This window comes from Ohtaekwangia koreensis, assembly GCF_900167975.1.
GTDB classification, from domain to species: domain Bacteria; phylum Bacteroidota; class Bacteroidia; order Cytophagales; family Cyclobacteriaceae; genus Ohtaekwangia; species Ohtaekwangia koreensis.
The window spans coordinates 765,753-780,292 of the sequence record NZ_FUZU01000001.1 but is presented as its reverse complement, the minus strand read 5'-3'; the positions used below and the strand labels follow the sequence as shown (position 1 = coordinate 780,292).

Below are 14,540 nucleotides of genomic sequence, written 5' to 3'. Positions count from 1 at the left end.
ATGGTAGGCGAAACTGGCAATGCTCTTACATCATCAGCTTTCACTTTTAAATCAAGTATCGTGGTAAAAATTCTTCTGCATAGTATATGGGGTTTAGGATCTAGGTGGTCACAGTCAGGGTATACAATCTCCGCCAGAGATTGCAATAGTGGTATCTTGTATAGTATAATTTGCTCCAACCGAGCGACAGACTAACTCCAGCATTCCGTAAAGGTCCTGCCCTTGCAAGTCTCCGGTAAATTTACAAGTCGCTGCAACTGCTGAATTCTTCACTTGTATTTTAATGGCATAGGTATATTCTATAGCCTGCAGCACATCCGCCATGGATGCTTCCTTAAGATTGAGGATATAGCGCTCGGCTGTAACTTCTTCGGATTTTACTACCACTGGATTTTGCACAAGGGCTACCCGAAGTTTACCTGTCTCAAGCTGATATATAGCGCGGTGGTTGGGTGTTAATGTTACAGATTGTGATCCGGAAAACATACCGGAGATTAATGGCTTGTTATCTTTGTTCTGCGTTACGATTACTTTTCCGGTTAGCACCGATACTTCACTTTCATTACCAGCACCTGATTTTATAATAAAGCTTGTTCCCACTACACGTGTTACAATGTTATTGCTGAAAACCAGAAAGGGTCGTGTCTTATCTTTTGTTACGTCAAAAAACGCTTCTCCAGTTAATACAACTTCACGTGTACCAGTGGCAAACTGAGCAGGATAGGTAAGGGTTGCCTGAGGTTGCAATACAACGGTACTGCTATCCGGCAATACCACTGTAAGCGGTGTTGTGCCGGTGTTTTCCTTTCGGACAATGGATGGAGCTTGTTCGGTTAAGAAAGATGGAGCTTCAGACGGCAGTGTAATGATATACCCTGCTATCACCGCTATACCTATAAATGATGCAGCACATGCCAATGCCGTCCACAGCTTGCGCGATTTTTTTTGTTGTACTTCTTTACGTTGACGTACCTGCTCTTCGATAGCAGCCCATTGCCGCGCATCGATCGCTGATAATTCGCCTTCCGTGATGGCAGGCAACTCATGATCATCCAGGATGCCGTACCATTGTTCTACTATACGCTTTTCTTCTTCGGTACAGGTACCCTGCTGGTAGCGCTCCAGCAAACGATAAAACGCTTCTTTACTCATGCAACGGTTTAAGTTGGTGTACCCTATATGTAAAGGAGCGGACATCAACCCCTAATGAGACAATCAAAAAAATTAACATTTTTTTAACAAGTGGAAGAAATGTGCCCGAATAGAAAGTGTGGACACTGTTAAGAGAAACCTCTATAGGGAAAGAAACTGTGTAGTGAGGATCATTGTGATCAGGTAATCTTTCAGATAAACCTTCATCCACTTCAATGATTGTGTAATGTGATATTCAACAGCTTTCTCGGATATATTCAAATCACGTGAAATCTCTTTTACAGAGCGATTTTCAAAGCGGCTGAGCTTGAATACCTGTTGTGTTTTTTGAGGAAGCAGGGAGACACCTTTGTCAATGGCGTCCGACAGATCAGCCTGCATCGTCATCTGCTCGGTAGATGAAACAGATGCCTGCGCAGTAACGTGCAGGTGCTTTATATACTTCTCGTGTACGATCTGCGATTTATAGTAATTGATAATGCTATACTTTATGGCACCAAAGAGCCAAGGCTGCAGATTGAGAATCGTGCTCTCCTTCCTTTTCTCCCAAAGGCTTAGAAACAGATTTTGTGTAAGCTCTTCTGCGACTTCACGGCTCTTTATTTTTCGATAGGCAACCATGAACACTTCACGCCAATATCGTCTATATACTTCGCGAAAAGCAAGCTCGTCCTCCTCTTGTTTCATGAGGACGATGAGTTGCTCATCGGATGTTAACGTGTAGTTCATTTATATAACACTGACTTTAAATTTATACAAAAAAGAATCAGATGAAAAAATATTTATTCAGACGGCACAAAAATCTACTGCACCGTAAACGTTTCCCACGTATCATTTTTTGGTGAGCAAAACCATTGTAACGTTTACGGAAAAAATAAAAGCCACAAATTTTATCGGACAGCTCCTCCGGTCAACACACCTCAAGAATGGCTGGATACTCCCCCGCTTTTGGAAACATTCCCAATGATATATATGTAGGGCGATATACGAGTTGATAAATGCGCTGTATCAATTTTAGCGCTGATTAACCCTACAAATATGAAACATATTCATTACTTTCACGTTTGTAGAATTTATAATATGAAAGGAACTCATATCGGAGAACTGGAAGAACTCGTGCTATTAATGGTTGGCATTCTGTATCCCGAAGCTTACGGTGTAGCCGTGATGGACGAACTCGAAAAGCAGGCGGGACGTAGTCTCAACATCAGTGCTATACATGCCGTACTCACACGTCTGGAGGAAAAGGGATTGTTGAAATCTAAAATGAGCTCTCCTACTGAAGAACGTGGTGGACGAAGAAAAAGAATTTTCGTTCTTACGGCTGCCGGCAAGCGCTCGCTTGAGGAAACAAATGAACTTCGTAATCAGCTTTTCAATCGCATCCCGCCACTGGCACTTCAATTCAGACTGATATAAATGAAAGAGCATCCACCTAAATGGGCTGACCGATTTTTGGAATGGTATTGCCATCCGGAATTACTGGAGGAGATACAAGGGGATGCTTATGAGCTTTTTTATAGAATCACTAAACAGAACAAGCTGAAAGCTAAACTATATTTCATCTGGAATGTACTTCGCTTCTTTCGCTTGAAGAATATACGGAGGCGCAGTAAAAACTATTATTCAAACATCATCACCATTTCTATGTTGAAAAATTACTTCAAAACCGGATGGCGTAATCTCATGCATAAAAAAGCATTCTCGCTGATCAATATATTTGGACTTGCCATTGGATTGACTTCATTTCTTCTCATTGCATCATTTGTATATGATGAGTTGAGTTACGATAAATATGCTGCCCGGTATAAGAATATCTATCGCGTAGGCTTACGGTTTGAGCAGAATGGTGGCGTTGATGATTATCCGCATGTAGATGTCGCTGTTGCTGCGGGTATGAAAAGCACATTTCCGGAAATTATAGAAAGCGCTCGCATGACCGGACTCCTTACAGACTATATCAAGCATGAAGGCTCCAGCATTAAAGAAGAAGCTCTTGTACTTGCTGATTCGAATATTCTGAAGATGTTCTCTATTCCACTTCTGGAAGGTAACGTAAACAATGCTTTAACAGAACCTAATAGTATTGTAATCTCTAAAGCTTTCGCGAAAAAGTATTTTGGTGACAAGTCTCCAATGGGAGAAATGCTAACGTTCAACAGAAATGGTCTGCTAAAGGTTACAGGTATATTTGATAAAATCCCCGAGCATTCGCATTTCCATTCAAACGCATTTATAAGTCTTACTACCGGTCCATCTACAACGAGAAGACAAACCTGGAGCAACGTTGGGTATTATAGTTACCTTCTATTGAATGAGCATGCTGATGCAGCGCGACTGGAAGCTAAATTTCCGTCACTGGTTGAAAAGTATGTAGTTCCCGAAGTACAGGAAGATATGGGAATAAGTTTTGCGGAAGCACAGAAGTCTGTTAACTCCTGGAAGTTTTACCTGATGCCTATCTCCCAAATTCATTTATACTCGCACACAAAATATGAAATGGAACCCAATGGGGACATCAACAATGTATATATATTCGGGGGTCTTGCTATATTTATCCTGCTACTCGCCTGCGTCAACTTCATGAATCTGTCTACAGCGAGTTCTGCAAAACGGTCGAAAGAAATTGGTATGCGCAAAGTATTGGGCTCATATAGGAATCAATTAGTCGTGCAATTTCTTGTCGAGTCCATGATCCTTGCCATGATCGCACTGACGTTCGCGCTGCTCTTCGTATTCGCCCTGCTCCCTATATTTAATCAGCTTACCGGAAAGCATATATACATTACGTTCTTTCTGTCGCCACAGATCTTTACAATCATACTTGCATTAGGAGTTATCGTTGGAATTATGGCCGGTATATACCCTGCCGTTTTTCTTTCGTCCTTCCCGACACTGCGCGTATTGAAGAGTAGCTCGACCGGAGGACCCAGACGTGGCGGCCTTCGAAGCACGCTGGTAGTTTTTCAATTCACTATATCTACAGCGTTGATCATTGCTACCATTATCGCCTATCAACAATTGCACTTTATGCAAAATATTAAAATAGGGTACGATAAAGAGCAGATACTGGTTATTGAAAATGCTGGTGCTCTACAAAAAAATCAGATCGTATTTAAGGAAAAACTGAAACAAGATCACCGTGTAGTAAACACGAGTAACGCGACCATTCCCATTGGAAATGCGTCTTCTTTTGGCGGGACTGAAATTGCTGCTAAAGAAAGTATAGCGTCCAATATTCATACACATGTTTTTACAATGGACTATGACTATATACAAACGCTGGGGCTTGAGATTTTGGTCGGGAGAAATTTCTCCTCTGAATTTCCAAGCGATTCTCTTGGAACCAATGTTGTCATAAATGAAACCGCTATGCGTGATCTTGGCTGGAATAAACAAAATGTCATCGGCAGTACGATTGTACGATCTGCGCAGGTTCAATACCAGGTAATCGGTGTAGTGAAAGATTTTCATTATACATCTGCAAAAGACAAGATCGCTCCGCTGGTGATTGTATATCGTGGTTTCTCGCAGGCCACGTTGGTAAAGGTTAAGACTGCCGAATTAACAAGTTTTATTCGTGACCTTAGCCAACAATGGAAAGCATTTAACGTGGACGTTCCTTTCAATTACTATTTTTTGGATGAACGCTTCAACAGTCTCTATAAAGCAGAGCAAACTACGGAGCAAATCTTCATGGTGTTCATGGTCATCGCTGTATTGATTGCAAGTCTCGGGTTATATGGGCTGAGTACATATTCAGCAGAACAAAGAACAAAAGAGATTGGTATCCGAAAAGTTTTAGGTTCAAGTGTAAAGCAAATCGTATTTCTGCAGTCAAAAGAATTTTTAATCCTGGTACTGATTGCTATTGTTGTGGCCGCTCCGCTTTCGTGGTATACTATGAATCAATGGCTGCAGAACTTTGGATATCGTATCGAAATAAACATTTGGGTTATATTGCTTGCAGGTGTAGCTGCGCTGGTCATCGCATTATTAACCGTAAGTTTCCAGGCATTGAAAGCGGCTGTAAGTAATCCCGTAAAGAGTTTGAGGGGAGAGTAAGAAGTATATATAGTGAATTAAACTCATTTGTACAGCCACCGAAAATTAGATCACTATATAACCTAAAATAATAGAATACAAGGCTATCCTCACATCTTCCGATGACTCACCATGAGTGTATTCAGACGATCTGCATTCAGAGGCTTTGAAAGAAAATCAATGACGGGCTTATACGTTCGTGATTTAGCTATATCGCTGATATCAATAGACGAGGTCAACATAATAACCTGAACCTTCTCCTGCACCGCAGCAGGTAATTTCATGAATTCGTCCAGAAACTCCCAGCCATCCAACTCCGGCATATTTATATCCAGGAAAATAAAATCAGGAAGCTGCGATGGTTCAGACTCAGCCCATTGCTTTAATCGATCCAATGCTACCCCTGCATGCATGTAGGAGCTCACCTTCAGAGACGGGTAAGTCAAAGCAATGATTTTCCTGTTGATCATATTAATAACAGCGTCATCATCTATTAAGAAGATGTGATTAATCGATGGCACTCCTTTCATTGTCGACAGGTAAATATACTGTGAATGTACTTCCTTCATGAAGTCGGCTTACGACCTCTACCCTTCCTCCGAGCGATTCTACCTGATTCTTCACCATGCACAATCCAATACCTTTTCCGGGAATAGCACTTGACGTGAAACGTTTATATAGCCCGAAAATTTTCTCTCCATTTTTCACCAGGTCTATACCCATACCATTATCGGCCACAGCCAAATAAATACCATTTTCATATGTACGGGTATATATATGAAGCTTAAACGGAATATCATGCCTCCTGTATTTGAACGCGTTAGATACCAGATTATACAGCACACTGTGAATATAGCTTCTTACACTGACCATTCCTTGCGCTTCGTTAAAATCCACGATCAGTTCAACATTACTTTGTTTTACATCATCTTCCAATGCCTGCAGTATTAATTGCAATTCATGATCGAAAGAAATATACTCCTGTTTTTTCTCAACATTACGGGCAGATACTATATCACTGATGTCTTTCACAACCTCGTCAAGGTTTTTGGCGGCATCTGCGATCCTATCTACTATCATTTGGTTCTCACTGGGGTCTGCATTAAAGATACTGGCTAACCCCATTATTTTAGCAATTGGATCGCGTAAGTTATGCGACACAACATACGAAAATTGTTGGAGGTCATTGTTGCGCATCTGCAGCCGATCTATAGTAGACTGTAATCGTGTATTTAAATTTCTAATATCCCGTTCTGCATTTACACGCTTCGTAATGTCAATCCCCATCCCGATCAGATAAACATCATTTTCAAAATACGCGACATTACCATTGAAGTAATATGTGATCTTCTCTTTTCTCTTGGTGTAGAATTGCGCCTCTACATCCGCTTTTCCTTTTTCAAAAACAGAATCAATGCGTTCTTTAAGGAGTTTTTTATCATCACCTTGAAAAAAATCAAGTGGATGCATCCTGCTGATCTCGGCACCAGAATAGCCCGATACAATTTCAAAACTCCTGTTCCAACGTAAGAATTTCCGATCCTTATCGTATAGATAAAAAATACCGGGAAGACTATTGATGATTGCATCGGAAAGGTTTTTCTCCATGGTCAGTTGCCGGGTTCGTTCATCCGCCAGTCTGCTTAGTCTTTCTGGCTGCGCTGCTATATACCACGCGAACAGTCCTACTATACATGCGAGCGTAAAACCAAATACGGATAAAATCATGGCATGGAATACGGCTTCACTTCTATTGGCTAACCCTACATACAATCGCCACTCTGTATTGGGAATTTCCACTGTTACGAAATCCTCTTTATCAAACTTGCTGTTAGCTGGTATAAAAAATTCTTCGCTGCCATCCGTTGAATGTACGCGTGCGAGCTGGTATAAAAAATCGCGATCGCGACTTGGGCTAATATCTGTAGTATTTAAAAAATTTGATAACCGAATAAGCACCGCGGAAAAACCCCAGAACTTTCCATCTACAAATATAGGCTGTCGGCCGATCACAGCTATTCCTCCTTGCTTTAGCCTTACCGGGCCCGCAAAGAAAAAACTATGTGTGCGAATTGCTTTTACTGCACCGCTGTGCCGAATGGTATCGCTTAATATATCATAGCCGATAGCAGCCTCGTTGCCGTCTATCGGAAATACATTTGTAATTACTCCACCGCGAAGCAACTCAATAGCGTCTACGAGTGGATTGATCTTTATTAATTTTTCAGCCAGACTATCGAAGTTATTGGGAACTCCATATTCTTCGATTATAAAAGCCAGCGTCTGCGTGCAGGAAAGACTATTGCTTAATGTTACGTGAAGCCGCTCTTTTTTTCCGTTAGCACGGCTAAGGAGCCGGCTCATCTCTTCATGGCGGGCTGATTGATACCAGAAATATGATAGTAACTGCGTCAGGATCGCCAAAACGAGAAACATGCCTATACCAATAAAGACCGGTTTCCTTAATTCGTGGGTTCGCATGTAGCATCCTTTGACGTACTATAAATCTATGATTCTATCTCTGAAATCTGAAATCAATGTTCGTTAAGACAGCAGTACATTACGATAAGCCCGCGTACTAAAAGAAAGCAGTTGAGATAAATTTCTTCAGCAGTTAAACAAGATAGACAAAACAACATGCAAAAACAATCCTGGATTTAAGATGTTTTACTTGCATGGTGTACTATACATCTAACGGGAGATCGTTTGGATCAATTATTATCCAAATATTACACATCCTCGTTTATCAATACATGAGTACATTTAGCGCATGCTTTTGTATGCAGCGATCATAGAAGCTGAGAAACTGATTGCCGGTAACCTGAACGTTGACATGGACAATACCAAAGTCATTCTTCCTTTTGAAACTGCTTTAGGCGCCTGACGAATTCAACAGCAGACGAAACGATCATCTTAAAAAATATTCAGCGCTTGAAAAAAATGCCTGACGGAATGACCGCTAACGATCTTATACTTACCTTAAAAATTAAGCGCTATAGCAACGTACCGATACATCACCCCTTTCTTCGAGTCGCTATAGCGCCATGTCTTATATTGAAATAAAGAACTTCAATACTATATATATTTAATGTGCAGAGCCGACATCCAGTGCTTCGCCCTTTTTAATCCTTGCCATAAATACCAATGGCAAGATCACGGCACAGATTACCCCGATCATCATGAAACCTTCACCGTACGCTATAATAGAAGATTGCGTGGATAAAGAGCGCTCCATAATACTCATCGCCATTTGCTGCGCTTGTTGACTCGAGTTGCCTTGCTCTATAAGTTGTGTGGTGAGCATTTGCAATCGCTCATTGGATTCCGGATTATATATAGATAGATTACCCATCAGGTCAACCCGGTGCGCTACAATTCTTCGGGCAACGTACGTGTTGATCAACGCCAGGCCTACTGATCCTCCTAATAATTGAAGCATATTGGAAAGACCTGAAGCCTGCCCTATATCTTTTCCTTTCAGGCCTGCCAGCGTAAGGCTTGCTGCCGGAACGAAGATGAATCCAAATCCCAAACCTCGTACAAGTTGTGGCCAAAAGAAATCCCACTCTCCTGCTGCCGGAGTTGCCAGCATATAGGTGATGTATTCATAGGCAATCACCATGGCAAAACCAAAAATAAGCAGTGCTTTAGGACTTATACCTTTTTTAATAAGAGCACCGTTAACGCCCATGAGCATGCCGGTTAAAAAAGCTGATGGCAGAATGAGCAATCCCGTTCGGGTCGCGTTCCATCCGAGAAATCCCTGAACAAAAACAGGGTATAGGAATATAGAGCAATATATACTCAAGCCAAAAGCAAACCGCAATGCAGAGCCTACTGCTACATTTCTAAATCGCAATACGCGCAAATCTACTACCGGGTTTTTAGCTTTTAGTTCACGCAGTATGAATAGACAAATTCCTCCTATAGCCAGAATAGAAAAGATGACAATGAACAAGCTCGAGAACCAATCTTTTCTTTCACCTTCTTCCAATACCATTTGCAAACTGCCAATCCCTACTACCAGTGCGAGAATGCCCCAGTAATCGATCTTGCCTTTCATTTCAGTTTTCGTGCCCTTTATATATTTCCAGGAAAGTATAGCGGCAGCAATGCCGATCGGTATATTAACATAGAAGATCCAGTGCCACGAATAATTATCGGTGAGGTATCCACCCAAAACTGGCCCTAATGTAGGCCCCATTACAATGCCTGCTCCAAATATACCATTGGCCTTGTTCAGTTCATCGGGAGGGAATGTTTCTACCAACACCGTTTGTGCCGTTGCCAGCAAAGCTCCGCCCCCTATACCCTGAACAAAACGCCATGCGATCAACATCCATATAGACCCTGAGAACCCGCACATGAATGAGGCAATCGTAAACAATAAAACAGAAGCCGTGAAGTAATTCTTGCGGCCAAATATATCACCGAGAAATCCCGTTAAGGGTATAATGATAATATTCGAGATCGCATAGGCTGTAATTACCCAGGCAGTTTCTTCTACGGTAGCGCCCAGGTTTCCGGCAATCTGACGTGTGGCTACATTTACTATTGAGGTATCAATCAATTCCATGATGGCACAAGTGATCACCGTAATAGTGATCAGCCATTTTCGCGCGCCCACTTCATAAGTAGGCTGGTCGATCGCTATAGCACTCATTCCTTCGTAGACACATTTACATATACACTCATCCCTGCGCGCAGTGGATATCGTGTGCTTTTGTTTTCAGACATGGTGATCTTTACAGGCACACGTTGTGTAACTTTCACAAAATTACCTGTAGCATTGTCGGCTGGTAAAAAAGAAAATCTTGCACCTGTAGCTTGCGAAAGTGATTCTACTTTCCCCGTGAAAGTCGTATCCGGATAGGCATCCACATCCACTTCAACATCTTGTCCCGGTCTTATATTTTCCAATTGCGTCTCTTTAAAATTAGCCACAACCCAAATCTTTTTATTGTTGGCAATAGCCATAAGCGCTTGTCCAATCGAAACAACTTGCCCAACCTGTACATTCTTCTTTGATACAATTCCATCTGCTGGCGATACAACGGTACAATAGGACAGTTGCAGGTTTGCGGCATCCAAGGTTGCCTGTGCTTGCTTAACAGCGAGCCCCGCGAAGGATATATTTTCATTGTTACTCGATAGCTGATTGCGTGTATTTGCAATCTGATATTTACTGGCATCGATTTGTTTTAGTAAAGCATCACGCTGTCCTATAGCAGCCTGCACCCTGGCTTCTGCTTCAACCTTGTCTGCATTTACCTGATCGAACTGTTGTTGGGTGGCAGAATTATTTTTTAAAAGCCGTTCGTAGCGTTCATAATTTTTCACAGCTACTGCGAGTCGTGCTTGTGCAGACTCAATGGCTGCATTCGCGGAAGCCAGATTGGCTGACACGGCTTTGGAATTTGCTGTCGCGTTGGATATATCTACATGACTGGACGTCTTATTTATACCGGCTACTTTTAAATTCTGCGTTGCCTGTAGCAAACTTATCTCAGCTTGTTCAACGGCAATTTTATACGTGGCGTCATCCAGTATAACAAGCGTATCGCCTTTCTTCACGAGTTGATTATCGGCAACACGAATATCGACTACGGAAGCATTAACCTTCGGGATCACCGGGCTTATATCCGTTTCAAGCTGTGCATTATCAGTGCCCTCACTGGAACAGTTTACCATCAGAAGTGAGGAGAGACAAACGAGGACGAGAGTATATATAGTTTTCATGAATTTGTTACGTATAATTTAATTATTGTGCGGTTTCACCGGTTGATTTGATTAGCTTCCTATAGGCAAGCTCTGCATTTGCTTTTGCTGTAGTGAGGCTCAATTGCGCTTCAAGAAGTTTGAAATTTGCATCCAGGAAATCGGCTGGCGTGGTAGTTTGTGCATCAAGTTTATTTTGTTCAACGTTAAAATTTTCGGTTGCCTGTTGTATCTCCGTTTGCACAAGAGACATCTTATCAAGTGTCTTTTTATACTCCAGGTAATTTGCATTTACTTCGATCTTGATATTCTCAAGCTGTTGATCAAATCTATGATCGACTTGTAAAGCACTCATGCGGGTTTCTTTCACCCGAACGGGATTCGTATAAAAGGAAGAGATTTTCCAGGTTAAACTTGCACCTACATACGCAGAGTATATAAACTTATCTTCGCTTGGAATAACACGTTGATTGGGATTATCATAACTATACGATCCGGTTAAATTTATGGTTGGAAAATAATCGGCACGCATCGCCTTGATTCTATAGGTGGCAGCGTCACTATGAAACTTCAGACTGCGCACTTCTTGTCTTTTTGATAAAGCTGCTTCTATATAGGTTTGCAACGGACCTATAGCAACGAGCGATTGAAGATAGTCGTCCGGAATTTCAATGGAGGTAGCAGGATCAATGCCTGTCTTTAAGCATAAATTATAGTTCAGGTTTCCCACAAGGCTTGCTATATCTGCCAGGCTTGAGCGCAGATTGGTAATTGACAAATCGATTTTTAAAACATCATTTGCCAACGCAATGCCTTCCTGGCGGAATATATCCTGGTCTGCACGCTTCTTTGTAAGCACCTCTATATTTGCCATTATAATCTTGGCAGATGCCGTTGCATTATATAGATTAAACCAGATGTCGGTGACGAGCTGATCCAATGCCAATACATTCGCTTCATAATCTGATTTGGCAGCTTCTGCTTCATATTTTAAAGCATGCCTGGTATAGGTTGTTTTTCCTCCGTTAAACAATAATTGTGTTAACACAACGGAGTTATAGGACTGATTTAATATTTGGGGATTAAGTGTAAAGGAAACATCCGGAGACAGGTTTATAGAAAATGGAGTTATGTTATCACTTAAACGTCTATAGCTGGCATTCAATACAATCTGCGGCAATACATCTGTACGGTTTTGAGAGATGTGATTTTCTGCAAGCTTATATTGTATACTGTCTGCATGGAGTTGATTGCTATGCTTTCGTGCAAGCAAAAGCGCCTCCTGCAGCGTCATTCGTTTTGTTTCCTGCGCAAAGCCCAGCACGGGCAGCAGCAGGAAGAGAAATAGTATCAATACTGATCTTTCAAACATTTTTATGATTGTTAAATAAGGGAGTAGGTGTTCCTGTATAAAAAAACCGGCTTTTATATTGGAGCGCTCAAAAGTAAACATTGTTTACCATTTTAGTCAACAATGTTTACTAAAATATTTTTTCTAAATTGCGATATGAAAATTGATGATCAGCTAAAGGAATTTGAAAACAACAAAGACCGAAATTGGCAACGGTTGATATATGTATTAAGAAGACATCTGGATCTGTGGTCACCTAAACATGTTAAGCCGCAATGGGGTCAAATGAAGGTGTCCTATTGGCCCGTGATCTGTAATATTTCCGCGAAAGGCAGTACCGCTATGGACATTGCCCGCGAATCTATGGTTGTGAAACAATCCGTGAGTCGCACGATCAAGGAGCTGGAGGAAAAAGGGATGATCATGAGCAAGACCAGTAAAGATGATAAGAGAATCGAATATTTATACCTGACGCCGAGTGGCAAACAACTAATCGCGGATGCTAACAACCAGGTATTTAGTTTAATGGAAACCTATAAGGATCTTGTTGGTGAGAAGAATCTTGAAACTACAATTGATGTATTAAACAAGATCATTAAATATCACGAAGGTTTAATGACTCAGGACGATACGCTGGAAGAGTAAAAGCACTTGAAGGCAGTACTTGCTGGTTTTCTTTGCACTCCTTAGTATAATGGTTAGTATATTCGTTGTGTTTCCCAATGCGTTATAATCAGCAAAGATCCGCTCATGAAACTCCTGCATTCCAATCGTCTTTTTGTTTTCTTCGCACTCTTTCTAATCGGTTGCGCATCCCGCAACCCTACATTACCTGCTGGCGATTACCTTGGGTTGCTACGCTTCCCGGATATCACGTATCGCCTATATATCAACTCAACCAACACAGAATTCGTGTTGATGAATGCCACTCTCAAGGCTGGGCGTTTTTCTCTCGATACTATATATTTTAAAAATGATTCTCTGTATTTTAGGTTAGGTGAATACTACTCGGAATATAAAGGACATTATGATCGTACAAGCCACCGCATTACCGGGCAATGGACTGCGGAAGATACTACAGCATATATACTCGACTTTTTCCCTATAAAAGCTGACACCTTATCCGGACTGCATCCGCGAACAAGTATATATAATTATAAACCACCTGTGCAGGTAGCGGATGGCATTTTAACGAACTCGTTAGCAAGCCAGCAGATCACAAAAGCTCCGCTTGATAAACTGATGCAACGTATTACCCGGGGCCGCTATACAGACATCCACAGCATACTCATTGCCCGTCACGACAGTCTGGTACTGGAAGAATACTTTTATCGATTCGATCATAACTATATATACAACATTCAGTCTGCTACAAAAAGTATTGTGTCAGCACTTACCGGGATTGCTATTGCCCGAAATGAAATAAAAAGTGTACAAGAAACGCTGTGTGCCTCCTTACCAGCGTATAAAGAATTAGCATGCAATGATCAGAATAAAGAGATTACGCTACAACAATTGCTTACGATGAGTACGGGTATACCCTGGGACGAACAAACGTATGACTACATCGATGCACGCAATAGTGCAGCGATTGCTGCCAATGAGAAAGATCAGTTTATATACTTGTTATCATTACCGCGCGTAAAATCTGCGTCACCGGTATTCGCTTACAACTCGCTCAATCATACACTCATGAATGCTGTACTTCGCAATGCCACAAAATTGGAAAACAAGCAAGAACTCACAGATCGTTTATTAAAACCGCTGGGTATAGAAAACAGTTATATAGGGGAACCAACACCTATGGGTGCTATCGGTGACATCGGCTTGCGCCCACGTGATATGCTGAAGTTTGGCTTGCTATATATACATGAAGGTCGGTGGAATCAGCAACAGCTCATCCCCGCACAGTGGGTGAAGGAATCTACGACTCCTAAAATTCACCCGACATCAACATTGGGCTATGGATATTTCTGGTGGACACGAAACTTTCGTTGGAAAGAAAAAACGGTAGCATCTTTTTTCGCCTGGGGATATGGCGGACAGTATATCATTGTGATTCCAGAAGTTGACCTGGTGGTTGTAATGTCCGGTAGCCATTGGGGTACCGATCCGGAAAGTCAGATGGTTGACATCGTAGAGGAAGTTCTATCTGCAGTAGAGCCGTAAGACTACAAACATAGGACAGGAAATCTGCTATACCGCAACCGAATAAAGGCGCAATATACCCTCCAGGATGTCGCAACCGCACCTCCTTGTCACGGGGTTATCAAAG

The 14,540-nt window shown here is 41.7% G+C and carries 11 protein-coding genes; 4 read left to right on the top strand and 7 right to left on the bottom strand.

Annotation, left to right across the window (positions count from 1 at the left end; genetic code table 11):
* Positions 1-114: 114 nt before the first annotated feature.
* Together B5Y40_RS03390 and B5Y40_RS03385 are read right to left on the bottom strand one after the other, a co-directional pair.
* Entirely contained in the window at positions 115-1,152 is a 1,038-nt protein-coding gene (locus tag B5Y40_RS03390; protein WP_159453592.1) for a FecR family protein, read from the bottom strand.
* A gap of 141 nt (positions 1,153-1,293) precedes the next feature.
* Positions 1,294-1,881, bottom strand: a complete 588-nt coding sequence (locus B5Y40_RS03385; protein WP_079685291.1) for an RNA polymerase sigma factor — start codon at positions 1,879-1,881, stop codon at positions 1,294-1,296.
* Positions 1,882-2,232: 351 nt separating this feature from the next.
* Here B5Y40_RS03385 and B5Y40_RS03380 point away from each other — a divergent pair, with 351 nt between their 5' ends.
* Both B5Y40_RS03380 and B5Y40_RS03375 read left to right on the top strand, forming a co-directional pair.
* Positions 2,233-2,571: a PadR family transcriptional regulator gene (locus B5Y40_RS03380; protein ID WP_079685290.1), complete on the top strand. Its 339-nt coding sequence runs from the start codon at positions 2,233-2,235 to the stop codon at positions 2,569-2,571.
* A complete protein-coding gene (locus tag B5Y40_RS03375) occupies positions 2,572-5,217 on the top strand; it encodes an FtsX-like permease family protein (protein WP_221408862.1) in 2,646 nt (881 codons plus the stop codon).
* An 89-nt stretch (positions 5,218-5,306) separates the two neighbouring features.
* Here B5Y40_RS03375 and B5Y40_RS03370 read toward each other — a convergent pair whose 3' ends face one another.
* From B5Y40_RS03370 to B5Y40_RS03350, 5 genes are all read right to left on the bottom strand, one after another.
* Positions 5,307-5,726 carry a response regulator gene (locus B5Y40_RS03370; protein ID WP_159453591.1) on the bottom strand — a complete coding sequence of 140 codons (420 nt, stop codon included), beginning with the start codon at positions 5,724-5,726 and terminating at the stop codon, positions 5,307-5,309.
* Positions 5,704-7,677 (bottom strand): ATP-binding protein, encoded by a 1,974-nt coding sequence (locus B5Y40_RS03365; RefSeq protein ID WP_079685288.1) that lies wholly within the window; start codon positions 7,675-7,677, stop codon positions 5,704-5,706. Before B5Y40_RS03365 ends, B5Y40_RS03370 begins: the two co-directional genes overlap by 23 nt.
* Positions 7,678-8,281: 604 nt before the next feature.
* The gene (locus B5Y40_RS03360; protein WP_079685287.1) at positions 8,282-9,859 is read right to left on the bottom strand and encodes a DHA2 family efflux MFS transporter permease subunit; all 1,578 of its coding nucleotides are present in this window, start codon (positions 9,857-9,859) and stop codon (positions 8,282-8,284) included.
* Positions 9,856-10,935: an HlyD family secretion protein gene (locus tag B5Y40_RS03355; RefSeq protein ID WP_079685286.1), complete on the bottom strand. Its 1,080-nt coding sequence runs from the start codon at positions 10,933-10,935 to the stop codon at positions 9,856-9,858. The genes B5Y40_RS03360 and B5Y40_RS03355 overlap by 4 nt, the downstream gene beginning before the upstream one ends.
* Positions 10,936-10,957: 22 nt before the next feature.
* Entirely contained in the window at positions 10,958-12,286 is a 1,329-nt protein-coding gene (locus tag B5Y40_RS03350) for a TolC family protein (RefSeq protein ID WP_159453590.1), read from the bottom strand.
* A gap of 135 nt (positions 12,287-12,421) precedes the next feature.
* Here B5Y40_RS03350 and B5Y40_RS03345 point away from each other — a divergent pair, with 135 nt between their 5' ends.
* Together B5Y40_RS03345 and B5Y40_RS03340 are read left to right on the top strand one after the other, a co-directional pair.
* On the top strand, positions 12,422-12,910 hold the full coding sequence (locus B5Y40_RS03345) for a MarR family winged helix-turn-helix transcriptional regulator (RefSeq protein WP_159453589.1): 489 nt from the start codon (positions 12,422-12,424) through the stop codon (positions 12,908-12,910).
* Between the two features lie 105 nt (positions 12,911-13,015).
* Positions 13,016-14,434, top strand: a complete 1,419-nt coding sequence (locus tag B5Y40_RS03340) for a serine hydrolase domain-containing protein (RefSeq protein ID WP_079685283.1) — start codon at positions 13,016-13,018, stop codon at positions 14,432-14,434.
* Positions 14,435-14,540 lie beyond the last annotated feature (106 nt).

What these genes read in the sequence shown, in the direction of transcription:
- B5Y40_RS03390 (WP_159453592.1), bottom strand. Translation starts at nt 1,152, where the DNA reads ATGAGTAAAGAAGCGTTTTATCGTTTGCTGGAGCGCTACCAGCAGGGT.
- B5Y40_RS03385 (WP_079685291.1), bottom strand. Translation starts at nt 1,881, where the DNA reads ATGAACTACACGTTAACATCCGATGAGCAACTCATCGTCCTCATGAAA.
- B5Y40_RS03380 (WP_079685290.1), top strand. Translation starts at nt 2,233, where the DNA reads ATGAAAGGAACTCATATCGGAGAACTGGAAGAACTCGTGCTATTAATG.
- B5Y40_RS03375 (WP_221408862.1), top strand. Translation starts at nt 2,572, where the DNA reads ATGAAAGAGCATCCACCTAAATGGGCTGACCGATTTTTGGAATGGTAT.
- B5Y40_RS03370 (WP_159453591.1), bottom strand. Translation starts at nt 5,726, where the DNA reads ATGAAAGGAGTGCCATCGATTAATCACATCTTCTTAATAGATGATGAC.
- B5Y40_RS03365 (WP_079685288.1), bottom strand. Translation starts at nt 7,677, where the DNA reads ATGCGAACCCACGAATTAAGGAAACCGGTCTTTATTGGTATAGGCATG.
- B5Y40_RS03360 (WP_079685287.1), bottom strand. Translation starts at nt 9,859, where the DNA reads ATGAGTGCTATAGCGATCGACCAGCCTACTTATGAAGTGGGCGCGCGA.
- B5Y40_RS03355 (WP_079685286.1), bottom strand. Translation starts at nt 10,935, where the DNA reads ATGAAAACTATATATACTCTCGTCCTCGTTTGTCTCTCCTCACTTCTG.
- B5Y40_RS03350 (WP_159453590.1), bottom strand. Translation starts at nt 12,286, where the DNA reads ATGTTTGAAAGATCAGTATTGATACTATTTCTCTTCCTGCTGCTGCCC.
- B5Y40_RS03345 (WP_159453589.1), top strand. Translation starts at nt 12,422, where the DNA reads ATGAAAATTGATGATCAGCTAAAGGAATTTGAAAACAACAAAGACCGA.
- B5Y40_RS03340 (WP_079685283.1), top strand. Translation starts at nt 13,016, where the DNA reads ATGAAACTCCTGCATTCCAATCGTCTTTTTGTTTTCTTCGCACTCTTT.